Annotated in this window: 23 protein-coding genes; 13 read left to right on the top strand and 10 right to left on the bottom strand. The window is 64.2% G+C overall.

From position 1 onward, the window contains the following. From nuoL to HWV23_RS05305, 7 genes are all read left to right on the top strand, one after another. The gene (gene nuoL, locus HWV23_RS05335; RefSeq protein WP_178289388.1) at positions 1-2,034 is read left to right on the top strand and encodes an NADH-quinone oxidoreductase subunit L; all 2,034 of its coding nucleotides are present in this window, start codon (positions 1-3) and stop codon (positions 2,032-2,034) included. Then, positions 2,035-3,564 (top strand): complex I subunit 4 family protein, encoded by a 1,530-nt coding sequence (locus HWV23_RS05330; protein ID WP_178289387.1) that lies wholly within the window; start codon positions 2,035-2,037, stop codon positions 3,562-3,564. Beyond that, complete coding sequence (locus HWV23_RS05325; RefSeq protein ID WP_178289386.1) at positions 3,564-5,072, top strand: NADH-quinone oxidoreductase subunit N; 1,509 nt, start codon at positions 3,564-3,566, stop codon at positions 5,070-5,072. The genes HWV23_RS05330 and HWV23_RS05325 overlap by 1 nt, the downstream gene beginning before the upstream one ends. A 55-nt stretch (positions 5,073-5,127) precedes the next feature. After that, positions 5,128-6,588, top strand: a complete 1,461-nt coding sequence (locus tag HWV23_RS05320; protein WP_178289385.1) for a DHH family phosphoesterase — start codon at positions 5,128-5,130, stop codon at positions 6,586-6,588. Positions 6,589-6,621: 33 nt separating this feature from the next. After that, positions 6,622-7,446, top strand: coding sequence for a CBS pair associated ParBc domain-containing protein (locus HWV23_RS05315; RefSeq protein ID WP_178289384.1), 825 nt, complete (start codon positions 6,622-6,624; stop codon positions 7,444-7,446). A gap of 51 nt (positions 7,447-7,497) precedes the next feature. Beyond that, positions 7,498-9,195 carry an acyl-CoA mutase large subunit family protein gene (locus tag HWV23_RS05310; protein WP_178289383.1) on the top strand — a complete coding sequence of 566 codons (1,698 nt, stop codon included), beginning with the start codon at positions 7,498-7,500 and terminating at the stop codon, positions 9,193-9,195. Between the two features lie 126 nt (positions 9,196-9,321). Beyond that, positions 9,322-10,932, top strand: a complete 1,611-nt coding sequence (locus tag HWV23_RS05305; RefSeq protein WP_178289382.1) for a long-chain-fatty-acid--CoA ligase — start codon at positions 9,322-9,324, stop codon at positions 10,930-10,932. Positions 10,933-10,935: 3 nt separating this feature from the next. Here the strand turns inward: HWV23_RS05305 and HWV23_RS05300 are convergent, their stop codons facing one another. From HWV23_RS05300 to HWV23_RS05265, 8 genes are all read right to left on the bottom strand, one after another. Then, positions 10,936-11,355, bottom strand: coding sequence for a universal stress protein (locus HWV23_RS05300; RefSeq protein ID WP_178289381.1), 420 nt, complete (start codon positions 11,353-11,355; stop codon positions 10,936-10,938). A 42-nt stretch (positions 11,356-11,397) separates the two neighbouring features. Next, the gene (locus tag HWV23_RS05295; RefSeq protein ID WP_246282732.1) at positions 11,398-11,667 is read right to left on the bottom strand and encodes a DUF7520 family protein; all 270 of its coding nucleotides are present in this window, start codon (positions 11,665-11,667) and stop codon (positions 11,398-11,400) included. A 371-nt stretch (positions 11,668-12,038) separates the two neighbouring features. Further along, positions 12,039-13,817 (bottom strand): cytochrome c oxidase subunit I, encoded by a 1,779-nt coding sequence (ctaD, locus tag HWV23_RS05290; protein ID WP_178289380.1) that lies wholly within the window; start codon positions 13,815-13,817, stop codon positions 12,039-12,041. 131 nt (positions 13,818-13,948) lie between these two features. Next, positions 13,949-14,263, bottom strand: a complete 315-nt coding sequence (locus tag HWV23_RS05285; RefSeq protein ID WP_178289379.1) for a DUF6684 family protein — start codon at positions 14,261-14,263, stop codon at positions 13,949-13,951. Between the two features lie 32 nt (positions 14,264-14,295). Then, entirely contained in the window at positions 14,296-14,697 is a 402-nt protein-coding gene (locus HWV23_RS05280; protein WP_246282731.1) for a DUF7541 family protein, read from the bottom strand. A gap of 56 nt (positions 14,698-14,753) precedes the next feature. Continuing rightward, complete coding sequence (locus tag HWV23_RS05275) at positions 14,754-15,041, bottom strand: C2H2-type zinc finger protein (RefSeq protein ID WP_211693325.1); 288 nt, start codon at positions 15,039-15,041, stop codon at positions 14,754-14,756. Position 15,042: 1 nt separating this feature from the next. Beyond that, positions 15,043-16,410 (bottom strand): hypothetical protein, encoded by a 1,368-nt coding sequence (locus HWV23_RS05270; RefSeq protein ID WP_178289378.1) that lies wholly within the window; start codon positions 16,408-16,410, stop codon positions 15,043-15,045. A gap of 353 nt (positions 16,411-16,763) precedes the next feature. Beyond that, complete coding sequence (locus tag HWV23_RS05265; RefSeq protein WP_178289377.1) at positions 16,764-17,645, bottom strand: cytochrome c oxidase subunit 3; 882 nt, start codon at positions 17,643-17,645, stop codon at positions 16,764-16,766. Positions 17,646-17,811: 166 nt separating this feature from the next. Between HWV23_RS05265 and HWV23_RS05260 the strand changes: the two genes are divergently transcribed. Beyond that, positions 17,812-18,201, top strand: a complete 390-nt coding sequence (locus tag HWV23_RS05260) for a zinc ribbon domain-containing protein (RefSeq protein WP_178289376.1) — start codon at positions 17,812-17,814, stop codon at positions 18,199-18,201. 58 nt (positions 18,202-18,259) lie between these two features. Here HWV23_RS05260 and coxB (HWV23_RS05255) read toward each other — a convergent pair whose 3' ends face one another. Continuing rightward, the gene (gene coxB, locus HWV23_RS05255) at positions 18,260-19,018 is read right to left on the bottom strand and encodes a cytochrome c oxidase subunit II (protein ID WP_178289375.1); all 759 of its coding nucleotides are present in this window, start codon (positions 19,016-19,018) and stop codon (positions 18,260-18,262) included. A 99-nt stretch (positions 19,019-19,117) separates the two neighbouring features. Here coxB (HWV23_RS05255) and cyoE point away from each other — a divergent pair, with 99 nt between their 5' ends. From cyoE to HWV23_RS05240, 3 genes are read left to right on the top strand one after another with little or no spacing between them, the layout of a single operon-like run. Further along, positions 19,118-20,479, top strand: a complete 1,362-nt coding sequence (gene cyoE, locus HWV23_RS05250) for a heme o synthase (protein ID WP_178289374.1) — start codon at positions 19,118-19,120, stop codon at positions 20,477-20,479. Next, positions 20,476-21,171, top strand: a complete 696-nt coding sequence (locus tag HWV23_RS05245; protein WP_178289373.1) for a DUF7546 family protein — start codon at positions 20,476-20,478, stop codon at positions 21,169-21,171. The genes cyoE and HWV23_RS05245 overlap by 4 nt, the downstream gene beginning before the upstream one ends. Before the next feature lie 22 nt (positions 21,172-21,193). Next, positions 21,194-21,424: an Rdx family protein gene (locus tag HWV23_RS05240; protein ID WP_178289372.1), complete on the top strand. Its 231-nt coding sequence runs from the start codon at positions 21,194-21,196 to the stop codon at positions 21,422-21,424. A 2-nt stretch (positions 21,425-21,426) separates the two neighbouring features. Here HWV23_RS05240 and HWV23_RS05235 read toward each other — a convergent pair whose 3' ends face one another. Beyond that, on the bottom strand, positions 21,427-21,870 hold the full coding sequence (locus HWV23_RS05235; protein ID WP_178289371.1) for a hypothetical protein: 444 nt from the start codon (positions 21,868-21,870) through the stop codon (positions 21,427-21,429). 139 nt (positions 21,871-22,009) lie between these two features. On the opposite strand from HWV23_RS05235, the gene coxB (HWV23_RS05230) reads away from it, so the two are divergent. Beyond that, positions 22,010-22,774 carry a cytochrome c oxidase subunit II gene (coxB, locus tag HWV23_RS05230; RefSeq protein WP_178289370.1) on the top strand — a complete coding sequence of 255 codons (765 nt, stop codon included), beginning with the start codon at positions 22,010-22,012 and terminating at the stop codon, positions 22,772-22,774. Beyond that, positions 22,771-25,245, top strand: coding sequence for a cbb3-type cytochrome c oxidase subunit I (locus HWV23_RS05225; protein WP_178289369.1), 2,475 nt, complete (start codon positions 22,771-22,773; stop codon positions 25,243-25,245). The genes coxB (HWV23_RS05230) and HWV23_RS05225 overlap by 4 nt, the downstream gene beginning before the upstream one ends. Positions 25,246-25,249: the final 4 nt, after the last annotated feature.

Below are 25,249 nucleotides of genomic sequence, written 5' to 3'. Positions count from 1 at the left end.
ATGGCAGGAATATTCGCATACGCGCCGGCTATCGCCGCACTCCCGTTCGTGTCGTTCCTTGTAGCCCTCCTCGCGGGCAAGTGGATGCCCAAGAAGGGCGCCCTCGCGGGCATCCTCGCGACGGCCGGCTCGCTCGGCCTGTCGCTCGTGGTGCTCGGGACCGTCGCCCTGACCGGCGAAGGCTACAACGAAACGCTATATACGTTCGTCGACGCCACCGAGACGTTCGACCTCAGCTTCGGCCTGCTCATCGACCCGCTGTCGGCGTCGATGCTGGTCATCGTCTCGCTTATCGCCTTCCTCGTCCACATCTTCTCGCTCGGCTACATGAACGACGAGGGCGAACCGGGCCTGCCGCGCTACTACGCCGGCCTCGGCCTCTTCAGCGCGAGCATGCTCGCGTTCGTCTTCTCGGACAACCTGCTGATGGCCTTCATGTTCTTCGAACTGGTGGGCCTCTGTTCGTTCCTGCTCATCGGCCACTGGTTCCGCGAGGACGCCCCGCCGTCCGCAGCGAAGAAGGCCTTCCTCGTCACCCGCTTCGGTGACTACTTCTTCCTCATCGGCGTCGTCGGCGTTCTGGCGACGTTCGGTACCGCGCAGTTCGCGGGTGCCGAGGGCTTCCCGGCGCTGGCCGAGGAAGCACTCTCCGGGTCGGCCACGTACTTCGGCTTCGACGCCGCGACGTGGTTCTCGATTCTCGGCCTCCTCGTGCTCGGCGGCGTGATGGGCAAATCCGCCCAGTTCCCGCTGCACACGTGGCTGCCGGACGCGATGGAAGGCCCGACGCCCGTCTCCGCGCTGATTCACGCAGCGACGATGGTTGCCGCCGGTGTCTTCCTCGTCGCCCGGATGTACGGCTTCTACGCGCTGCTGCCGACGGTGCTTGCCATTATCGCCTTCATCGGCGGCTTCACCGCGCTGTTCGCGGCGACGATGGGCCTCGTCAAGAACGAGATCAAGCAGGTGCTGGCGTACTCGACCATCAGCCAGTACGGCTACATGATGCTCGCGCTTGGGTCGGGCGGCTACGTGGCCGCGTTCTTCCACCTCACGACTCACGCCGTGTTCAAGGCGCTGCTGTTCCTCGGTGCCGGGTCGGTCATCATCGCCATGCACCACAACGAGGACATGTGGGACATGGGCGGCCTGAAAGACGAGATGCGCGTGACCTACCTTACGTTCCTCGCCGGGTCGCTCGCGCTTGCGGGCATCTTCCCGTTCTCGGGCTTCTGGTCCAAGGACGAGGTGCTCTACGAGGCGCTCGTCCACGGTCTCGGCGGCAGCCCGCTGCTGCTCGGTGCCTACGCGATGGGCCTCGCAGCGGTCTTCCTGACGGGCTTCTACACCCTCCGGATGGTCATGCTGACCTTCCACGGTGAGCCCCGAAGCGACACCGCCGAAGACCCCCACGCCGTCCGCTGGAACGTCAAGTTCCCGCTCAGCGTGCTCGGCGTCCTCGCGGTCGTCATCGGCTTCATCAACCCGCTGCCCATCAAGAAACTCACGGGCGCGAACGTCGACTTCCTCCATGCGTTCCTCGATAACGAGGCCAGCGAGGGCTTCCTGACGAGCGCCCACCACTACGGCGAGTTGACCCACGACTTCGCGCACTACTCGTCGGGCACGCTCGTCGGCGGCGAAGTCGGAACGATGCTGCTCGGTGCCGGCCTCAGCCTCGGTCTCGCGCTGGCCGGCGCCGGGTCGGCGTTCTTCCTCTACCGCGGTGCCGAACCGACCCGTCACACCGAGAAACTCGGCGGGATTCAGACGCTGCTCATGCACAACTACTACCAAGACGAGTATCAGGTATGGCTCGCCGAGGGCCTCACGCTCCGCGTTTCGCGTCTCGCCGACACCTTCGACCAGGGTGTCATCGACGGCGCGGTCAACGCGGTCTCCAGCGTGAGTCTCTTCTCCGGCGACCGCCTGCGTCGGCTTCAGACAGGTATCGTAACCAACTACGCAGCGCTGCTCGTGCTCAGCCTGCTCGTACTGCTGGGCGTCTTCGCGGCGCTCGGGGGGTGGTTCTGAATGTACATCGAAGCCCTCATCGCGCTGTGTCTGCTCGGCGCCGTGGGCGTCTTCGTCGCCCCGAACCGCTACGCGAAGAAACTCGCCTTCGGCGTCAGCCTCGTTCCGCTCGTCATCTCGCTGTACATGTACGCCGCCTTCGACGGCAGCGGTAACGCCCTGCTGGGCGGCGACATCGCCTACGAGACGTTCTTCGAGTGGCTCGAACTCGGTCCCTACGCGGTCAACTACCACATGGGGCTGGACGGCATCTCGCTGCCGCTTGTCGTCCTCTCGACGGTCCTGACGACGCTGGCCATCCTGAGTGCGTGGACGCCCATCGACGAACGGCAGAGCCAGTTCTACGGCCTCATGCTGTTCATGGAGGCGAGCCTCATCGGTGTCTTCGGCGCGCTGGATTTCATCCTCTGGTTCGTCTTCTGGGAGGCCGTCCTCGTTCCGATGTACTTCCTCATCGGCGTCTGGGGCGGCCCGCGCCGGAAGTACGCGGCGATCAAGTTCTTCGTCTACACGAACATCGCCTCGCTGGTGATGTTCGTCGGCTACTTCGCGCTCCTGTTCGGCCTCGGTGGCGCCGTCTCCACGACGGGCTTGCCGGCGGTCGCACAGGCGCTCCGGGCCGGCCAACTCGGGGCACTCGGCCCGCTCGGCCCTGAGACGTTGGCCCTGCTGGCCTTCATCGCCATGTTCATCGGCTTCGCGGTGAAGGTCCCCGTCGTCCCGGTCCATACGTGGCTGCCGGACGCCCACGTCGAGGCGCCGACGCCCGCATCCGTCATGCTGGCCGGCGTCCTCCTGAAGATGGGTACCTACGCCCTGCTCCGGTTCAACTTCACGATGCTGCCCGAGCAGGCCGCCACGCTCGCAGTCCCCATCGCGGCTATCGCCGTGATCTCGATCATCTACGGCGCGCTGCTCGCGCTGGCGCAGTCGGACCTCAAGCGCATCGTTGCGTACTCCTCGGTGTCGTCGATGGGTTACGTCATCCTCGGACTCGTCGCCTACACCGTCTACGGCGTCGGCGGCGCGACCTTCCAGATGATCGCCCACGGCCTCATCTCCGGGCTGTTGTTCATGACGGTCGGCGTCATCTACAACACGACCCACACCCGGATGGTCGGTGACATGTCGGGTATCGCCGACAAGATGCCCGTCACGTCGGGTGTCTTCGTCGCCGGCGCGTTCGGCTACATGGGCCTGCCGCTGATGGCCGGCTTCGCCGCGGAACTGTTCATCTTCCTCGGCGCCTTCGAGTCGACGGTCCTGCCGAGCGCGCCGCTGTTTACCGCAGTGGCGATGTTCGGTATCGTCATCGTCGCCGGCTACCTGCTGTGGGCGATGCAGCGGTCGCTGTTCGGGCCCTTCCGGCTCGAAACTGATTACGAAATCACCCGCGCGCCCGTCCACGACGTGGTGCCGCTGGTGACGCTCGTCCTCCTCATCATCGCGCTGGGGACGGCTCCCGACATCTTCTTCGAGATGATTCGGGACGCCACAATCGACGTTATCGAATTCGGAGGTGACCTCTAATGGAGCATCTGAGTAACTGGCTGCTGTTATCGCCGGTCGGCGCGTTCGTCCTCGCGGCGCTGGCGCTGTTCGTCGTCGACGCTATTGACCCGGATAGTACCCACCAAGGAGTGCTCGCAGCTATCGCGACTGGCGGTTCGGTCGTCGCGATGGCCATCTCCGGCATCCTGCTGCTGTCCGGCGCCGCCGAGGGTGGCGTCGAACTCTTCCAGGGCCAACTGGTCGTCGACGGGATGAGCCTCCTGTTCACGTTCATCTTCGGAAGCGTGACCGCGCTCGTCACGCTCGGCTCCATCGACTACATCCGGGACCTCGCACATCAGGCCGAGTATTATCTGCTCGTCCTGCTGGCGGCGACCGGCATGTCCATCATGGCCTCTGCCAACAGCCTCGCCGTCGTCTTCGTCTCGCTGGAGCTGGCCTCCCTGCCTTCCTACGCGCTGGTGGCCTATCTCAAACACAACCGCGGTTCCGTCGAGGCGGGCCTGAAGTACTTCCTCATCGGCGCGCTGTCGTCGTCCATCCTGGTCTACGGCATCTCGCTGGTCTACGCCTCGACCGGAAGCCTCCTGCTGCCCGACGTGGCGGCGGCCGCCGGCACGGCCGCGGCCGACTATCCCGGCGTCTTCGGCATCGGCGTCCTGATGATTCTGGCCGGGTTCGCGTACAAGACGGCCTCCGTGCCGTTCCACTTCTGGGCGCCCGACGCCTACGAGGGCGCGCCCGCACCCATCGCGGCGTTCCTCTCGTCGGCCTCGAAGGCCGCCGGCTTCGTGGTCGCGTTCCGCGTCTTCGTGGTCGCGTTCCCCATCGACGCTATCGCCGGTGAGGTCTACGCCATCGACTGGGTGCTCGCCTTCCAGATTCTCGCCGTCCTCACGATGACGGTGGGTAACTTCGCGGCGGCCACCCAGGAGAACGTCAAGCGGATGCTCGCGTATTCGAGCATCGGCCACGCCGGCTACGTCCTCATCGCGCTTGCCGCGCTGACGGGCATCGGCGGCCCGGGCACGGAAGCGACAGTCCTCGGTGCCGGGATGATTCACCTGCTCGTCTACGGCTTCATGAACACGGGCGCGTTCCTGTTCATCGCCCTCGTCGAGTACTGGGACGTCGGTCGGACCTTCCGCGACTACAACGGCCTCGCCAAGGAGGCGCCGCTGGCCTGTGTCGCGATGACCGTCTTCCTGTTCTCGCTGGCCGGCCTGCCGGTCGGCGGCGGCTTCATCTCGAAGTACTACCTCTTCGCGGGCGCGGTCGGCGCCGGCGTCTGGTGGCTCGCCCTCGTGGGCGCGGTCAACAGCGCGCTGAGCCTCTTCTACTACAGCCGCGTCATCAAGGCGATGTGGCTCGAGGAAGCCGACGAACCGCGCGAAATCGAGAGCTATCCGACGGCCCTGTACGCGGCGATTCTCATCGCCGCGGTCATGACCGTCGCCCTGCTGCCCGGTCTCGCCGTCTTCGATACGGCCGCTTTCGACGCGGCCGCGGCGGTCCTGCAGGGATAACGTTCCGCACGTCTTTTTCCGCACGTTTTAGACGCTCCCGCTCCCAGCGCTACGCATGGACCGGTTGGTGCTGGGGTGTGGGTCGGTCGGCTTGCCGCTCGTCGAGCGACTGGCACGCCGGCCGGAGTCGCTGGTCGTCGTCGTCGATGACGAGCGACGCGCCGACTCGCTCCGCGAGGAGGGCATCGACGCGCGGTCGCTCGAAACGACCGACGCGGACGGCCTCCGGACTGTCGCAGGGTCGGTCGATTCGGTCATCGTCGCCCCCGACGAGGACGCCCGGCGCCTCTCGCTGACCCGAACCGCCAACGAGGCCTATCCGGACGCGTTCCTGCTGACGTGTCTCGGCACGGGGATGACCGACGCCGACCGGAACACCGTCGAGGACATCGCCGATAGAACGATAGAGCCGGCCGCAGAAACCACCGAATACCTGCTGGAGCGGGCGGGCGACGAGGGGATTCGGACGCGAAAGCTCAAACGCATCCTGCGGGATATCGACGGGACGCTCGCAGTCGTCGCCCACGACAACCCCGACCCGGACGCCATCGCCTCGGCAGTCGGCCTGACGCGAATCGCGGAGGCGACCGGCACCGACGCGACGCCCTGCTATTACGGCAACATCAACCATCAGGAGAACCGGGCACTGGTCAACCTTCTGGAGTACGACCTCCGCAATCTGACCGACGAGGTCGACCTCGAGGAGGAGTTCGCGGGCTTCGCGCTCGTCGACCACTCCAGACCCGGCATCAACGACGGCTTGCCGGAATCGACGCCCATCGATATCGTCATCGACCACCACCCGCCGCGGGCGCCCGTCGAGGCCCGATTCGTCGACCTCCGGAGTAGCGTCGGGTCGACGAGCACGCTCGTCGCGGGGTATTTCGACCAGTTGGGTATCGACCCGCCCGAGGATATCGCGACGGGGCTACTCTACGGCCTTCAGACCGACACGAACGATTTCAGCCGAGAGGTCTCGGTTGCGGACTTCGAGGCGGCCGCCCGCTTGGTCGACCGGGCCGACAGCGGCGCGCTCCAGCGCATCGAATCCCCGAGCGTGACCGCCGAGACGCTGGAGATAATCGCCGGCGCCATCACGAACCGGCGCGTCGAGGAGGGCGTGCTGACGACCGGCGTCGGGCAGATTCACGACCGCGACGCCCTCGCGCAGGCGGCGGACAAACTCCTCGAAATGGACGGTATCTCGACGACGCTCGTGTTCGGCTACACCGAGGAGACGGTGTACGCCTCGGCGCGGTCGCGCGGGACGGACCTCGATTTGGGCGAGGCGCTCCGGGACGCCTTCAGCCAGATCGGCAGCGCCGGCGGCCACGCGGAGATGGCCGGCGCACAGATTCCGGTCGGGATGCTCGTCGAGGAGGCCGACGAGGACGAACACGGCGACGTCATCGAGGAAGTCATCACCGAACGGTTCCTCGAAACGCTCGGTATCGAGTTGAACCGCCCCGCGACGGCGGTCTATGCGGATTTCCTCGGGACGGACGTCGGTGAGTGAACTTTTTGCGGCGTCGGTTCCTTCATCCGGTTGATGGACGACGAGCCCGAAGACGGTCTCTACGAGGACAAGCCGCGGGTGAAGGATTACATGACCCGCGACGTCGATACGGTATCGCCGGACGATACCGTCGGCGAGGTAGCCAAACGAATCGCCGACAGCGACGCCCACAGCGGCTTCCCGGTCTGTGACGGCCGCCGCGTCGACGGGTTCGTCAGCGCCCGCGACCTGCTGCTCGCCGAGGACCACGAGCCGATTTTCAAGGTGATGACCGAGGACATCATCGTCGCCCACCCCGAGATGAAGATCAACGACGCCGCTCGCGTCATCCTCCGGTCGGGGATTCAGCGGCTTCCCGTGGTCGATGACGCCGGCAATCTCGTCGGCATCATCTCGAACGCGGATGTCATCCGCTCCCAGATCGAGCGGGCGACCCCCGAGAAGGTGGGGAAACTGATGCAGACGCTCGAAAGCATCCACGGCGTCGGTGCCACCGAGGAGCGTCGCACGGTCCAGCTCTCGGAACTGACGCCGACCCAGACGAAAGTCTACACGGACGAACTGGAAGGCCGAACCTACGAACTGGAAAACGGCCTCGCCGAACCGCTCGTAGTCATCGACAACGCGGGCGAACTCCTGCTGGCTGACGGGCACCACCGCGTGAAAGCGGCCGACCGACTCGGCATCGACGAAATCGACGCCTACGTCATCGTCCTCGACGAGCGGGTCAAACTCGGCATGGCCGAAACGGCACGGAAAGGCGACCTCGAATCAATCGACGACATTCAGGAAGTCGACTACGCCCACCACCCGCTCGTGGAGACCACCAAGCGCCTCCAGCAGAATCAGGACCAGTAGGCCGACATATCGACGCCAACCTTCATATCTGCCCCATCCGAAAAACTGGTCATGTTCGACGAGGAGGACCTTTCGGAAATCCGTGCAGAGCGAGAGCGGTGGGAAGACGACACGCTCGACCCCTTCTTGGAACGTGGCGAGCGGAAAGAGGACTTCGTGACCGTCTCGAACCACGAGGTCGACCGCCTCTACGGGCCGGAAGACGTCGCCGATATGGATTATGACGAGGACCTCGGTTTCCCCGGCGAACCGCCCTACACGCGTGGCGTCTATCCGACGATGTATCGCGGTCGGACGTGGACGATGCGGCAGTTCGCGGGCTTCGGCACCGCCGAGGAGACCAACGAGCGGTTCCACTATCTCATCGACGAGGGCCAGACCGGCCTGTCGACGGCCTTCGACATGCCGAGCCTGATGGGTATCGACTCCGACCACCCGATGAGCGAGGGGGAAGTCGGCAAGGAGGGCGTCGCCGTCGACACGCTGCGGGATATGGAAATCCTCTTCGACGGGATCGATATCGGCGAAATCTCGACGTCGTTTACCATCAACCCCTCCGCGCCGGTCATCTACGCGATGTATATCGCGCTCGCGGACCAGCAGGGCCTCGACCGCGAGGAGATTCGTGGGACCCTCCAGAACGACATGCTCAAGGAGTTCATCGCGCAGAAAGAGTGGGTCATCCCGCCGGAACCCTCCCTCGATATCGTGACCGACACCATCGAGTTCGCCGTCGAGGAAACGCCGAAGTTCCATCCGGTGTCGGTGTCGGGCTATCACATCCGCGAGGCTGGGTCGACCGCCGCTCAGGAGGCCGCCTTCACGCTCGCCGACGGGTTCGCCTACGTCGAGGATTGTATGGACCGCGGAATGGACGTCGACGAGTTCGCACCACTCCTGTCCTTCTTCTTCAACTCCCACAACTCCATCTTCGAGGAAATCGCCAAGTTCCGGGCCTCCCGTCGGGTCTATGCCAACGTCATGGAGGAGTGGTACGGCGCCGAGACGGACGCCGCAAAGCGGCTGAAGTTCCACACCCAGACGGCCGGCCAGAGCCTGACGGCCCAACAGCCGCTGAACAACATCGTCCGCACCACCGTCCAGGCGATGGCTGCGGTGCTGGGTGGGACCCAGAGCCTCCACACCAACAGCTACGACGAGGCGCTGGCGTTGCCGAGCGAGGATGCCGTCCGGGTCGCGCTTCGGACCCAGCAGATTCTCGCCGAGGAGTCTGGTGTCGCTGACATCGTCGACCCGATGGGCGGCTCCTTCGCCATCGAGAAACTGACCAACGAGATGGAAGCCGAAATCATGGCCTACATCGAGGAAATCAAGGAAATCGGCGACGGCTCGGTCCGCGACGGCGTCCTCGAGGGTATCGAACAGGGCTACTTCCACCGGGAGATTCAGGAGGCGTCCTACGAGTACCAAAAGCGCGTCGACGCGGGCAAGGAAGTCGTCGTCGGCGTCAACGAATACCAGATCGACGAGGAGGCCGACCCGGACATCCTGAAAGTCGACCCCGAGACCCGCGACCGGCAACTGAACCGCCTCAAAGAGGTCAAGCAGGAACGTGACGACGACGCGGTGGACGCCGCGCTCGATGACCTGTCGGCGGCTATCGAGAGCGACGAGAACGTCATGCCGGCCATCATCGACGCGGTGAAAGCCTACGCCACGATGGGCGAGATTATGGAGGTCTTCGAGGACCACCACGGCGCCTATCAGGAAGCCATCGGGCTGGCCTGAGCGTCCACGGACCGTCCCCTCGATTCCTTCGACGAACTACCGGTCAGTACCGCGGCGTTCTGGCGGAAAAATCGCCTGCTGTCAGTACAAAACAGTTAACGCGTTTCCGTCTATACGTTGGCACGCATGCACAAGCCATTGCTCGTGACCGACTTCCTCGACCGCGCCCGGCGACACTACGGCGACGAGGAAGCGGTCGTGGCGACGACGGGGGAGCGATACAGTTACGCGGAACTCGGCGACCGCGCCGACCGGTTTTCGGCGGCCCTGCAGGAACGCAGTATCGAGAAGGGCGACCGGGTGGCCGTGCTCGACCCGAACACGCATTTCCATCTGGAAGCCGCCTACGGGACGATGCAGTGTGGCGCGATTCACACGCCGCTGAACTATCGACTGACGCCCGACGATTTCAAATACATCCTCGAAAACGCGGGCGTGTCGGCAGTGTACGCCGACTACGAGTATGCCGACAAAATCGAGGCGATTCGCGACGAGGTCCCGACCGACCTGTTCGTGACCAACGACCCCGAGGCAGTCGACGGCGACTGGGACGACTTCGAGGCGTGGCTGGACAACGACGGCGACTACGAGCGGCCGACGATGGACGAGGACGATGTCATCACCATCAACTACACCTCGGGGACGACGGGCGACCCGAAGGGTGTCATGCGGACCCACCGGGCTGAGACCCTGCACGCCTATCTCATCTCCATCCATCAGGAGATCTCCGATGACGACACCTATCTGTGGACGCTGCCGATGTTCCACGTCAACGGCTGGGGCCACATCTACGCCGTGACCGGTCTCGGCGCCAAACACGTCTGTACCCGCGGGGTCGACGTCGAGGGAATCTTCGAGACCATCGCTGCCGAGGACGTCTCCTACTTCTGTGCCGCACCGACCGTCCTCAACCAGCTTATCAGCTACTACGAGGAGCGGGCCCCCGAGACGACCGGCGCTCGCGACGTGCGCGTCGCAACCGCGGGAAGCGCCCCGCCCGAGGCGACAATCCGGACGGTCGAAGACGAGTTCGGCTGGTATCTCAAGCACGTCTACGGCGCGACGGAGACGGGCCCGCTTATCACTACCTCCGACGCCCGCCGGCACTTCGAGGGCGACAGCGCCGACCGCTTCGCGGTCAAGAAAAAGCAGGGGCTCGGCTATCTCGGCACCGAGGTCCGGGTCGTCGACGAGGACGGCAACGACGTGGCTCAGGACGGCCAGACGATCGGCGAGATCGTCGTCCGCGGCAATCAGGTGATGGAAGGCTACTGGGAGAAACCCGACGCCACCGAGGAGGCCTTCAACGACCGCATCGAGGGCTACTATCACATGGGCGACCTCGCGACCATCGACGAAAACGGGATGATTTCGATTCAGGACCGCAAGAAGGACATCATCATCTCCGGCGGCGAGAACATCTCCTCTATCGAACTGGAGGATACCCTCTTCGAACACGAGGCGGTCGACGACGTGGCGGTCATCCCCTCGCCGAGCGACGAGTGGGGTGAGACGCCGAAGGCCTTCGTCGTCCCCGCCAACGGCGACCCCGAAGAGCCGGGTGTCACCGGGGACGAACTCGTCGCGTTCACGCGCGAGCAACTGGCATCTTACAAGACGGTTCGGCGTATCGAGTTCGTCGAGGAACTCCCGACGACGGCGACGGGCAAGGTCCAGAAGTTCGAACTCAGACAGGAGGAGTGGGACGACGAAGACCGGATGGTCGGACAGGGATAGCCGTCAGGTTCGGGGAACCTGATGGTCGAGTTCGCCGGCAATCACGACGGGGACGCCGGACTGGAGGATGACCTCCTGTGCGCCGGGTTTGAGTTGCCGCTTGCCGGCCGGCGAACGTCGGCGACCGCCCAGACAGACGAGGTCCGGGTCCAGCTTTTCGATGGCCTCGACGAGTCCCTCCGGTACCGTCTCCGCGATGAGACCGTAGGTATCTACCTGCAGTTCCGCCTCGGAACACAACTCCAGTGCCTCCGCGACGGCGGGCTGGTTCGCAACCGGCTCTTCGCCCACCGCGTCCGCTTCGTGGACGTGGACGAGCGTCACTCGGACCGCGTCGGTCGCCGACGGCAGGCCCGCGATAGTGTCGACCTTCGCCGCGAGCCCCTCGTCGTCCTTGGCGACCGCCATCACGACGTGGTACATATCCAATAGTTCCGAGACGGCCGTGGTAATCGCTTTCGCTTATCAGACGTCGTCGACGTAGCGCTCCGAAACGCCGACGACGAGTACGAGCAGGATACCGAGAACCGTCCCGACAGTGGTCATGCCGAACGCGGCCAGCCCGAACGGCGTCGGCTGGAAAGTAACGAGGCCGAAAAACGAGACGGCTTCGAGGTCCCGAAGCCCGATACTCCCGATGACTGCGCCCATGAAGCCGGCGACACTCACGACGACGACATAGAGGAAGATGATGATGCGGTGGCCACCGAGGCCTTCGGTGTCGGTTTCCGTCACGTCGTCGTCTACGTCTGGGGCCCCGATGAGCCTTCGGAATCGCGGCCGTTCTGAAACCCTTTTGACGCGGTGGTTCCAACACCAACTATGGCCGAGGAACGCCGGACGTTCACCGAAAAGGAGTACCTCTTGTTCGTCCTCGTCGGGGTCGCACTACTGATGGCAGCGACCGGGCTGATTCTGGTGCTGACGTCGATTTAAGCCGATTCGTGCGGCACAGCTCAGCCCAATAGCCACCATCCGAGCCGTTTTTGACCAACGAGGACGTACTGTCCTCGGTTTTCCTCTGTCAGTGCCTACTGTGGACTAGTTCGCGGTGGGAACCTCCGGAAAAGCAGGTCTGTCAGTCCAGCGAGAAAAGCGGAACGCGGTTAGTCGTCGGTGGTCGTACCGCCGTCGGTTGCGACGTCTTCGTCCTCGCCGCCGTCGGTGGTCGCCAGCAGGCCTTCCTCTTCGAGCTGGTCTTCGAACCAGGCGAACTCACGGCCGTGGAGGCCGTACTGCTTGGTGTCCCACGGGTCGGGGTCGGTGACCTCGGGGCCTTCGGCCCACGACTGGACGATGTTCCACAGCCAGATGACCGTCCCGATGGCGATGAGGAAGGCGCCGACGGTCATCGCACGGTGCAGCAGCGTGATTTCGGCCAGCGGCGCGAGTGCGGGGTCGAACTCGTAGGTCGCATACCGGCGCGGCATTTCGAGGTAGCCGGCGACGAGCATCGCGAAGAAGGTGATGTTGACGCCGATCATCGACAGCCAGAAGTGCCACTTCGCGAGGGTGCGCTGGTACATCTTCCCGGTGACGATGGGGAACCAGTAGTAGACGGCACCGAAGCCGGCGAAGGTAATCATCCCCATGACGATGTAGTGGAAGTGGCCGACAACGTAGTACGTCTCGTGGAGCACGAGGTTCACCGGAATCGCCGCCAGGAAGACGCCGGTGATGCCCCCGAGAACGAAGTTCGAGACGAAGCCGAGACAGAACAGCATCGGCGCTGTCAGGCGGACGTTACCGTTCCACAGCGTCGTGATCCAGTTGAACGTCTTGACTGCGGAGGGAATCGCGATGGCAAGCGACGTCGCCATGAACGACGCCCGGATACGGGGGTCCATCCCGCTGCCGAACATGTGGTGGGCCCAGACGCCGAAGGAGAGCACACCGATAGCGAGCGTCGAGTAGACGACGAACTTGAAGCCGAAGATCTTCCGGCCGGCGAACTTCGGCAGAATCCACGAGACCAGCCCCATCATCGGCAGGACGAGGATGTACACCTCCGGATGGCCGAAGAACCAGAAGAGGTGTTGCCAGAGGATGGGTCCGCCGCCCTCGACGGCGAAGAACGTCGTCCCGAAGTTCCGGTCGAGAAGCAGCATAATGAGCGCGCTCCCGAGCAGCGGGAACGCGAAGATGATGAGCCCCGACTGGGTGAGAATCGTCCAGCTGAAGATGTCGAGGTTGGCCCAGGTGACGTCGTCGCCGCGCTCGGTGAAGATGGTCGCGACGAAGTTAATCGCACCCATGGTCGCTGAAATACCGGTCAGATGGAGACCCAGAAGCATCAGGTCGACGCCCGGGTTGGGCTGGTCGACCGACAGCGGGGCGTACATCGTCCAGGACGTCTGGGCGGGGGCGATACCCAAATCGAGCGGCATCGCGAAGAAGCCGGCCCAGATGAGCAGCGCCCCCGGCGGCAGCAGCCAGAAGGCGATGGCGTTGATACGCGGGAACGCCATGTCGTCCGCGCCGATGAGCAGCGGAACGAAGTAGTTCGAGAAAGCGGCGATGATGGGCGTCCCGAAGAGGAACAGCATCGTGATGCCGTGACTCGTCAACAGCGCGTTGTAGAACGAGGGTTCGATGAGGGTCGAGTTGGGCGTGAACAACTCGATGCGCATCAACAGCACGGCGACGCCGCCCCAGAGGAACGCGATGACGCCGTAGGTCCCGTACAGTATCCCGATATCCTTGTGGTCGACCGTCGTCAACCAGCGGACGATACCCGGGGGCTTGTGGCCGTGGCCCGCCGCGCTCGCCTCGCCGCTTGCCAGCGAAGTGTAACTGCGCCAGTTCTCCATGCGGCCCAGCATCGCGAACACCGCGATGAGGAGCACCCCCATGAGAACAGTTAGCGCAAGCTGTTCTGCAGCCATGTGTATCTAGGCGAGGTGTAGGACCATGGGTAAAGAAAGGTTGCGTTATGCCGCCGCCCTGTCGGATGATTTTGCCTGCACGAATCCGGGACTAAGCGGCTCGAAACGAACTCGGAGAACGGAGGGGTGCGTTACTCGGTGGCTTCTCCGGCTTCCTCGCCGGGCATGCCTGCGACTTCGGCGTCCGCTTCGGAGTAGCCGGGCGGGATGGATTCGCCCGCCTCCTTTTCGGCGGTACTGATGGCCTTCCCGGAGTAGTAGGTCAGAATCGCCAGTCCGAGCGCCGTCAGCGAGATGATGGACAGCTGGACGACGAGGACGACCGAGTTCTCGGGGAACGGTGCGACGACCGCGTACAGCACCACGAAGAACAGAAGGATGCCGAGCGGGATGGCGTTGACGAACAGGTCAAGCAGGGTCTCCCGGTCGAAGGTTCGTTCACTCATTGTTCGTGGGTTTGGAGAGATACACTAAGAGATTACTGATTCAGAACGCGCGGAGCGACGAGGCCGGCGACGACAACGACGACGCCCGTCGCGGCGATGGTAAAGCCGCGCTGGCTGATCTGATTCGACATCGACGCTTGGGCGATGTACGCCGACAGGCCGCCGTCGACCTGCGTCGAGACGACGAGCATCCCGACGACGGCGAGCGTGACACCGAGTCCCGCGAGAAGCCGCCAGGGTCGAGTCACGTATCCCGCCTCATTGACGATGCCAGCGATGCTGGCGACGAACATGACGAGGCCGCCGACGGCGACGGGATAGAGGTTGAACAGGATTCCGATTTCACTGAGAACGAGCCCGAACGCGACCACGAGCGGCCACGCGCTCGTCTTCTCGTAGCGCTCGGAGACGCCCGGTTCCGGTTCCGCTTCCATGCGTATCCCTTGGACTACCGCCTCAAATGACCGTCGGTTCCGGACCCGGAGCCGTTTCAGATGACGAACGCGTAGACGAAGATGAAGCCGAAGTAGATAGCGACGAGCGCCGCCAGCGCCTGCAGGCGGAACAGCCGAACCTCGTCACGTTCGCTCTCGCGGGCTTCCCGGTAGGCTTCGATTTCGGCCTCGTTCAGGTCGCCCTCGTGTGCCTGTCCGCGGTGGAGTGCGAGCAGGTCGTCTTCGACGAAGCGCTCGCCGCAGTACTCGCAGGTCGCCGGTTCGTCGGGGGCATCCGGCGGCGGCGTTCGAGTCGACTCGGATGGGGTGTTTTCGGTGGACATCTCAGGAGACGTAGGGTGGTGTGGCGTACGGTTGCGTGACGATCCAGAGACTGAGCATGGTGTAACAGACCATCGCCAGCGTGACCGCATACTGGCTGCGGATGGCCTGCATCTTGCCGGGGAAGACCTCGTAAGCGGCCGCGTGGGCCGCCCAGATGGCCAGCAGATGGCCGAGAATCACGAACGCGATTTCGACCCCGGTGAACCACGACGGCAAGACGACGGCAACCGGGGCTGGCGGCGCAAGCGGTGCCGCCAGCGCGCGGAACAGAGCCGGCGACAGTTCGACGAAGTAGCCGAGGAAGTGCGCGAGGTGATAGCCGGCCGCGATGGCGAGCAGCGGCGGGGCAAACCGCCGTGCCAGCGCGTCGGCGGACGTGTAGGTCCGGGCGTGTCGCTTGCTGTAGACGGCGGCAACTCGGAAGACGCCCAGGAAGACGGCGTAGCCGGCGACCAGTGCGGCCGGATACAGCAGGTGTGCCGGCACGCCGGCTTCGACGACGGTGACGGCAAAGCGGCGCCACGGCGGCGTGGCGACGAGGCCGTCGTAGGTGGTCACCCAGAGGATGGCGACGACGAAGCCCACCTCGCTGCGGTCGGAGACGAGCGCCGTCTCGTTGAGGCCTGCCCCCGGCAAGCGAACCCGGATGCCGTCGTCGTAGTGAAGCGGCGCGACGCGGCCGAAATACCGGAATACGCGGGCGATCGGGTCGACGGTCTCGAACCACGTCACCGGGCCGAAGACGACAGCGCCCGCGAGCGTGAGGAGTGTGTAGCCGAGTACGACGCCGGCCAGAATCCGCGGGCGGTCGGCAACGGGGCTGATGACTTCCAACCAGACGAGCGCGAGCAGGCCGACGACGCTGGGCCATGCCCCGAACCGTTCGGGATACTCGCGGTCCAGCGACGGCAGCGCCTCGGCGATTGCGCGCCACGGATTGACGAGCGGCCAGCTGTTGCCGACCAGATAGGTCGTCATCGCGTAGCCGGACCACCACCCGGCCCAGACGAGGAGGACGGCGGCGTTGTACAGCGCTTCTCGGGGCCCGAAGAAGCCGACCCCAAGGACGAAACCGAGGCCAATGACGCCGATGACGCCACCGAGGCGTCGAATCGTCCCCTTGGCTGGTGGGGTCCATCGCCCGCGGGAGCGATGAATCGCTCGGATAAACGACCGGTCGGTGATGAAGGAAGCCAGCAGGAAGGAGGCGCCGATGACGCCCCCGCCGGTCAGAAGGAACAGCCACGTCGGTACGTCGGTCCCGCGGTCGGGCGCGCTCGCGAGACCGGCGCCGTGGGCGGCGACCGACCCGACGAGGCCAGCGAACACCCCGACGGCGACCAACAGGAAGCGGCGACGACGGCTCATTATCGCGACTTGGGAACGGTGTTGGGAGTACCTTGCGAAAGGCGATGGCAGACTATCATCCGAGGGATTCGCGCTGGGTTCGCAAGCGACGAAAAAGTATCCGCCGAGTGGGGCGTTCGAAGAACGCCCCCGAGGCGGTTCCCGGCACCGAGCGAAGCAAAGTGCCGTAGCGCCGACTGACTAACGCTCAGCCGACCGCAGGGAGGCTGAGCGGCTGGAAGGAGCGCGCGCATATTCCCCACACGTTTTTGCCGTTATCAGACCGCTGCGCGGTCTGATTGCCCATCAGATTACTGCGGAATCTGATGACCGCGAGGCGCGGCGAAGCCGCGCCGAGCGTGCAAAAAGTGGACTCAGATGATGGCGCCGGCGTACAGCACGACGACGAGGAAGACCCAGACGATGTCGACGAAGTGCCAGTACATCGAGACGGTACTGACCGAGACGTGCTTTTCGGCGGAGTAGTGGCCGAACAGCGAGCGGATGAAGACGATGCTGATGAGGACCGCGCCGAGGCCGACGTGGAGGCCGTGGAGGCCCGTCAGCGCGTAGAAGGCCGTTCCGTAGGGGCCCGCGGTGAGCGTGAAGCCTTCGTGGACGATGAACTCGAAGTACTCGTAGACCTGCCCGCCGAGGAAGATAACACCCAAAAGGAGCGTGACGCCGAGGAGGCGAACGAACCGCTTGCGGTTGTTCTCCAGAAGGGCGTGGTGGGCGAAGTGGATGGTAATCGAACTGGCGATCAGGATGAGGGTGTTGATGATGACCAGCGAACTGAGGACGTCACCGGAGACGACCAGTTCGGGGAGGGCTTCTTCAGTCCAGACGGCCGACCCGCGGATGAAGAAGTAGTAGATGAAGCCGGCACCGAACGTGGCGACTTCGGTCCCCAGGAACAGTAGCATCGTCAGTTTCAACGGGAAGCCGTAGTCGTCGGCTTCGCCGGACCAGAAGTCGACGATGAAGGCGTGGTAAAGCCAGCCGTACAGTCCCGTGAGGAACGCGAACGTGCTCAGGATGAAAACTATCGGTCCAAGTGATGCGGGCACGATGTCGGTGCCGGGCTGGCCGAGGACGAACAGTGCGGCACCGATGTAGAACCCGGAGCCACCGAGTGCCGTGATGAAGGGCCACCAGGAGGCCTCGCCGAACCCCTGCGGCCAATCCTCGACTGCCGGAAGGTGGTGGTCGTGGCCGCCGTCGTGGCCGTGACCGTCGTCGGTCTCAACGCTCATACGCGGGACATTCGAGTGAAGGGGTAAAAACCCTCCCAAAGCGCCCGGACCGCCCGACTTTTGTGTGTGGTATGTTGCCGTATGCGTTCGGACATCCGCGATGTGGTCGAATCCCTACGCCCCCACGGCCAGCGAGGTTTATCTCGGTTCCTGCCGTAGTAGCGCCATGACGAACGCCGACCCCGAGACGACCGTTTACTGCCGGGAGTGTGGGTCCGAGATTCGACGCGCCGCCGAAATCTGTCCCGAGTGCGGCGTCCGACAGCGGTCGCCCCCGTCGTCACCGGCCGTCGAGAGTCTGCTGGATGGTCGAAACCCGCTAATAGCAGCGGTCCTCTCGGCGGTCTTCCCCGGCCTCGGCCACATCTACGCACGCGAGATAGATATGGGGTTTTTCTTCGCCGTCGCCTTCGTGCTTGCCGTCCTCTCGCTGACCGTATTCATCGGGTTCGTGCTGGTCCCGGCCATCTGGCTGTATGCGATGTACGATGCGGCCAAGTCGGCCGAGCGGCGTGATGCGGAACTAACGGGGATGCCGGCACCGGCGCGACCCTGAAACCGAGAGTTGCGCGGTACTGGAAAGGTCGAGAAGCGGAGAACGGAGAAAACGGGTGTTATTCGCTGCTCTGCTGTTCCTGAAGCCACTCGTCGTAGGACTCGCCGTCCATGACGATGAATTCGCCGTTCATCTGGGAGTGGCCGACGCCGCAGTATTCCGTACAGTAGAACTGGTAGTTGCCCTCCTCGTAGGCCTCAGTTTTGACCGTGTTGTACTGGCCGACGAAGGCCGTCTGCTTGATGCCCATGTCAGGGACGTGCAGCATGTGGAGCCATTCGCTGGAGTAGATATGGAGGTAGACCGGCCTGTCTGTCGGTATCCGTATCTCGTTCGTCGTGGTCACGTCGGTCCCCTCGTAGGTCACCGACCACGCGTAGGGATAGGCTTCAACCTCGATTTCGACGGCGTTTCCCTCCTCAGGATAGGGCCCGACGGCGCCTTCGAGGTCCTGTGAGACGGTGGGTTCGAGGCGTTCCTCGTTGTCGACGGGGTTGCCGATTTCCTCGACGGCCAGCACCTGATAGGAGGCGAAGCCGACGAAAAGCAGGACGACGGCCGTCGCGACCGTCCAGGTAATCTCGAGTCGGCGGTTCTCCTGTGTTGGCTGCGGCTCGTCGTTGTCCTTGAACTTGACGACGGCGTAAATCAGCACGGCCTCGACCAAGATGGTAATCGGAATCGCCGCGTACAGCAGCGTCAGATTCAGGTCCGTGATGAGCTCGTCGTTGATTGAATTCTGCGCAGCCACGGGGTCGGCCGCGAGGAGGCCCAGAAAGCCCAGCAGGGCGACCGGGAAGATGCGCGCAACTCTCATTGTCGGCGGTTAGGAGTACCGGCTAAAGTAACTGCCGACTTTCGGCGCCAACTATCGGAAGCGCATGGTCTAAGTACGCGCGGGCGAAGTGGCTAGCTAATGCGTTCCGAACGCCCCACGTCGCTGCTCGCGGCGGCGGTCGTCGGCGTCTACGTCCTCGTGGTCGTCGGTGCGACGGCGGCGCTGGCCGACGCGGCGGCCGCCTGCCACGGCTGGCCGCTCTGCGGCGGCGACCTCACGAACCCCGCAGTCCTCGTCGCCCTCCTCCATCGAGCGGCCGCCGGAGTGGTCGGCCTCCTCATCCTCGCGGTGGCCGTCTTCGGCTGGCGTCACCTCGACGGCCGCGCGAAAGTCGCCCTCGCTGCTGCCGTCCTCCTGTATCCCGCCCAGATTGCGGTCGGGGCTCTCGTCGCAAACGGTACGGGGTTCGGCGGCCTCCATCTCCTCGTCGCGATGAGTATCTTCGGTGCCCTGGTCCTCGCGCTGGCGTGGCAACTCGAAGCCGAGACGGCCACGGACGATACGCCCGTCACCGACCCGGAACCGGCCCTGCCAGAAGAGCCGGTCGAGGCCGGCGGTCCGACGACGCTAACGGGACTCGCCCGCCTCAAAGCGACCGCGTGGGCGTATTTCGAGTTGATGAAGCCGCGGCTGATGTGGCTCCTCTGTCTCGTCGCGGGCGCCGGGATGGCCCTCGGCGGCACGCCAACGGTCCGGACGGTCCTGCTCACGCTCGGCGGCGGCGTCCTCGCTATCGGCGCCTCTGGGACCTACAACCACGTCCTCGAACGGGATATCGATCGCCGGATGGAACGGACCTCCGACCGGCCGGTCGCGACCCACGAGGTGCCGGTCCGCAACGCCCTCGCCTTCGGCGCGCTGCTGACGGTCGCCTCGCTGTGGGCGTTCCTCTCGGTGAACCTGCTCGTGGCTGCCCTCGGGCTTGCGGCCATCGTCTTCTACAGCGTCGTCTACACGCTGCTGTTGAAGCCGAACACGGTACAGAACACGGTCATCGGCGGGGCTGCCGGTGCCCTCCCGGCACTTATCGGCTACGCGGCGGTGACCGAATCGGTCGGCGTCGTCGGTCTCGCGCTGGCCGGCGTCATCTTCCTGTGGACGCCCGCGCACTTCTACAACCTCGCGTTGGCCTACAAGGACGACTACGAGCGCGGCGGTTTCCCGATGATGCCCGTCGTCCGCGGCGAGACCGAGACCCGAAAACACGTCCTGTTGTACCTCGGTGCGACGCTTCTGGGCGCCGCCGCCCTGACCGCACTGTCGAATCTCGGGTGGCTCTACGCCGCGACGACGGTGTCGCTGGGTGCGGTCTTCCTCTGGACCGTCGTGCGACTCCATCGGGAGCGCACCGACGACGCCGCGTTCCGCGCCTTCCACGCCTCGAACGCGTACCTCGGCCTGCTTCTGGTCGCCATCGTCGTCGACACACTGGCGATATGAATTCGGACCTGAGCCTGAACCTCGGCGAACGATTCGAAACGTTCGAGGACCGACGAAAGCGCGCGCTGCTGTATGCGGGCACCGTCGCGAACACGCTCGTCGTACTCCTGTTGCTTTTTGCGGTCCTTTCGGACCGAACGCCGACCCGCATCTGGCTGTTTCCGGTCGTCTGGTTCGCCGTCGGAACGTGGGCGCTGATTCGGACCTCGCCGACGCCGTCGAGTCGGGGGACGAAACGGGCCGCGGGTGCGATTGCGGTCGGCTACTTCGCCGTCCTCGCGTTCGTCGGCGGTTTGGTCGGCCCGGCCGGACCTGTCGCAACCGGCCTGACGGTCCAGGTCACGCAGTTGCCGCCGGGCTGGAACCCGTCGATTCTCTACGCCGGTGAGACGGTCCGGGTCGCGCTCGTCCCCTACACCGCGTTTGGCTACGCCGTCCTTTCGTATCTCGTCTACGCGACGGCCGTCGAGGCCCGCGGCGCGGTCGCGGGCGGCCTCCTCGGGCTTTTTTCGTGTGTCTCCTGTACGCTTCCGGTCATCGCGTCGCTGGTCGGCGGGTTCGTCGGCGGCGGGGCGGCGCTGGCGGCCGCGGCCTCGGCCCAGTCCTACGGCGTCGGCACCGTCGTCTTCGTCGTCACCGTCCTCCTGTTGTCGCTGCGGCCCGGGTTCGACTGGCTCCGACAGCGCTTATGAGTGCCCACCCGTAGATACGGGTATGAGCGATGTCGAAATCGAATACTGCGTCCCGTGTGGCCACCTGAACCGTGCGACCGATACCGCGGAGGTTCTGCTATCGACGTTCGGTGCCGATATCGACCGCGTCGCGCTGGTCACGGGCGACGGTGGCGTCTTTCAGGTACGGGTCGACGGGGAGACGGTCTTCGATAAGGCGGAGGACGAGTACGATATCGACGCGATTACGCGGTCGGTCCGAACGGCGTTATAAACTCAAACAACGCCGTAGACCAGTTGTGCGACGATGAGCGCGAGAAAAGCGAAGCCGAGACCGGCGATGCCGGCCCCGATGCCGAGGGCGTTGCCGAGGCCGTTCTGTCGGACCACCGCGTAGGGGCCCAGAAAGAGGAACGACGCCACAATAAGGCCGATGCCGCCCATGATAAGCGAGAAGGGGTTGAGTCCCGACAGCATCGGGAACCCGCCGACGGCGCCGACGGTAACGAGGCCCACAAGCAGCGTGACGACGACGAACCCCGTTCCCAACAGGCCCGGCCGTTCTTCCAGTTCTGCCAGTCGTCCGCCTTCGCGATAGACCTCGGGTTTCGCCGCCTCCGTAGAGTGCGGTGAAAACGCGTTCAACCGCGCGGTCGCAGCGAAGACACCGACGATGAGCAGGCCCATTACTACCGCGCTGACGAACGCTGACGTTACCATCCTGTCCTCACCTGTAGATGTGGTCTGATAACTTGCAACACACAAATATCCTTCGCCGGTAAATCGCACGAGTCCACCCCGTTCGCACGCAAAAGCTAAGTGGGTTCTACTGGCAAGAGATACCACGTCACAGTATATCATGATTGATTCCCTCGTATTAGAGCACGCGGTTCCGGAGAGCTGGCGGGCTCAAGCCGAGGTGTTCTCCGAGATATTCTTCGTCTTTCTCGCCATCGGTACCACCGTCGGTATCGTCGTCGTCACGTACACGCTGTATCACCTGTACAAGTACCGTGACGGCGGCGAGGACGCGGAGGCCGACAGCGAGAAAGACGAGGGATTCGACGCGCCCCAACTCGGCGAACTCCCGCGCGGACAGGAGGGCGGCAAGAGCAAGAAACTCTTCATGTCGTTCGGCCTCAGCGCGATTATCGTCATCAGTCTCGTCGTCTACTCCTATGGCCTGTTGCTCTACGTCGAGCAGGGGCCCTCGGAGGATATCGACACCGGCGGCGAGGCGATGGAGATAGAGGTGACCGCCTACCAGTTCGGCTGGCAGTTCGAGTATCCCAACGGCCGCGTCGAACAGAACACGCTCCGGGTGCCGCAGGGGGCAAACACGACGATACGATTACACGTCACCTCCAGGGACGTCTGGCACGCCTTCGGCGTGCAGTCGATGCACGTCAAGGCCGACGCTATCCCGGGACAGACCGACACGACGTGGTTCATCCCCGACGAACAGGGCACCCATCGCATCGAGTGCTTCGAGCTATGCGGCGTCGGCCACTCCCAGATGGTCGGCGAGATAATCATCATGGACCAAGAGGAATTCGACGAGTGGTACGCGGAGAGCGAATCGGACGACAGCAACGGTGGCTCCGAGGGAGGTGACGGCCAATGAGCGAACTCCCGCCTTCCAGTTCGGTCAAGCGCTGGCTGCTGACGACCAACCACAAGGACATCGGCATCCTCTATCTGCTCACCTCGACCTTCTTCCTGCTTTTCGGCGGCGTCCTCGCGCTGCTGTTGCGCGTCCAGTTGTGGGACCCGACGGTGAACATCCTCTCGGGGATGGCCTACAACGAGACCGTCACCGCCCACGGGCTCATCATGGTCTTCTGGTTCCTCTCGCCGTTCGCGTTCGGCTTCGCGAACTACCTGGTCCCGCTTCAGATCGGGGCCGACGACCTCGCGTTCCCGCGGCTGAACGCGCTGTCCTACTGGATGTACGCGCTTTCGGGCGTCCTGCTCGGCATCTCCTTCTTCCAGGGCGGGACGATGAACGCTGGCTGGACGCTCTACGCGCCGCTGAACGTCCCGGCCTACACGCCGACCATCGGGTCGACCGGCGCGATACTCGCGCTTGCGATGTTCACCGTCGGCGTCACCGCCTCGACGGTCAACTTCCTGACGACTATCCACCACTCGCGGGCGGAGGGAATGGGCCTGATGGACATGCCGATGTTCACGTGGTCCATCCTCGCGACGGTCTGGATGATGCTGTTCGCCTTCGCCGTCCTGCTAGGGACGGGTCTCATCCTCGCCTCCGACCGCGTGCTCGGGAGCCTCTACTTCACGGCGACGGAGGGCGGTTCATTGCTGTGGGGCCACCTCTTCTGGTTCTTCGGCCACCCCGAGGTGTACATCGTCTTCTTCCCGGCGCTTGGCGCAATGCTGGAGTTGTTCCAGACGTTCTCGGGTAACCGCCTCGTCGGCCGCAAGTGGGTCATCATCGCCATCGTCCTCATCTCGCTGCAGTCGTTCCTCGTGTGGATGCACCACATGTTCCTGACGACCATCAACCTCGAAATCAAGACGCTGATGATGGCGACGACCATCGGTATCTCCCTGCCGTTCGACCTGCTTGTCTTCGCGCTCATCTACACCCTCGCGAAGGGACGCATACGACTCAAAACGCCGTTCCTCTTCGCGTTCGGCGCGTTGCTGTTGTTCATCCTCGGTGGCATCACCGGCGTCTTCCTCGGCGCTATCGTCCTCGACTACGAGTTCCGGGGCACCTACTGGGTCGTCGCCCACTTCCACTACGTCATGTTCGGCGGCGCGACCGCGCTGTTCGGTGCCGCCTACTACTGGTTCCCGAAGATGACCGGGAAGATGTACGATGAGTTCCTCGGAAAGGTCCACTTCGTCCTGTTCTTCGTCGGCTTCAACGTCGTCTACTTCTCGATGTTCACGGCGTGGCAGACCCCCCGTCGGGTCTTCGAGTACAGCCAGTCGCTAATGACCTCCCATCAGGTCGGGACCATCGGCGCCTTCCTGCTCGGCTTTTCCTTCTTCATCATGTTCTACAACTTCACTAAGTCCTACGTCAGCGGCGAGGATGCACCCGACAACCCCTGGAAGTTCGCCCGCAGCGCCGAATGGGCCGTCTCCTCGCCGCCGCCGCTGGAAAACTGGGACGGCCGCCCCTCCTACGCCAGCGGCCATCTGGAGTTCATCGAGGACAGCCCCGAACTGCAGGATGGCCACGCTGCTGCGGACGGTGGCCACACCGAAACCAACGAGGCCAGCGACTACATCCTCGGCGACAAACACCCATCCCACGCCAGCATCTGGCCCTTCGCGATAAGTTTCGCGACGTTCGTCTTCCTGCTGGGCCTTTCGGGCTTCAACGAGGCCGTCGAGTTCACGGTCGGCAGTTCGCTCGGGGCGGCCGGCGTAACCGTCTCCAATCCGCTGTATCCGACCTGCATCGTCCTCGGTATCCTCGGCATGCTGTACTCGGGCATCCAGTGGGGCCTGGAGGACTTCTACGCGCCGCCGATGGAGGTCGCCAACCGCTGGCCGTTCGACGGCGTCGAGAAGAACAAACTCGGCATGTGGTTCTTCCTCGCCTCCGACGTGCTGGTTTTCGGCGCGTTCATCTCGGCGGCGGTCTTCATCCGTGTCCACGCCGGCTGGCGGAGCTGGCATCCCCTACCCGAGTCACTGCCCGGCCTCATTAACACGTTCGTCCTGCTGACCTCCTCGTTCACCGTCATCCTCGCCTTGGTGGCGGCAAAGCGCAACAGCCGCAAGGGCCTGCTCGCGAGTCTCGGCGCGACGATGCTGCTCGGCTTCACGTTCCTCGGCATCAAAGGCTGGGAGTGGCACCACGAGATTTACGACGTCGGCATCACGCTCACCCAGAACCCGAAGGGCCCACCCGTGCAGGCGACGATTTACTACGTGACGACGGGCCTGCACGGCATCCACGTCATCCTCGGGCTCATCGTCGCGGCGTTCCTGTTCGTCCGTGCCTACCAGGGCAAATACACGACGGACCACCGCCCGGTCGAGTACTTCGGCCTCTACTGGCACTTCGTCGACATCGTCTGGGTCTTCCTGTTCCCGCTGTTTTACCTCTTCTAGACCC

It is taken from the genome of Natronomonas halophila (assembly GCF_013391085.1).
In the GTDB taxonomy this organism is placed as follows: domain Archaea; phylum Halobacteriota; class Halobacteria; order Halobacteriales; family Haloarculaceae; genus Natronomonas; species Natronomonas halophila.
The sequence above is the reverse complement of the archived record's forward strand: the minus strand, read 5'-3'. Positions and strand labels throughout refer to the sequence as shown.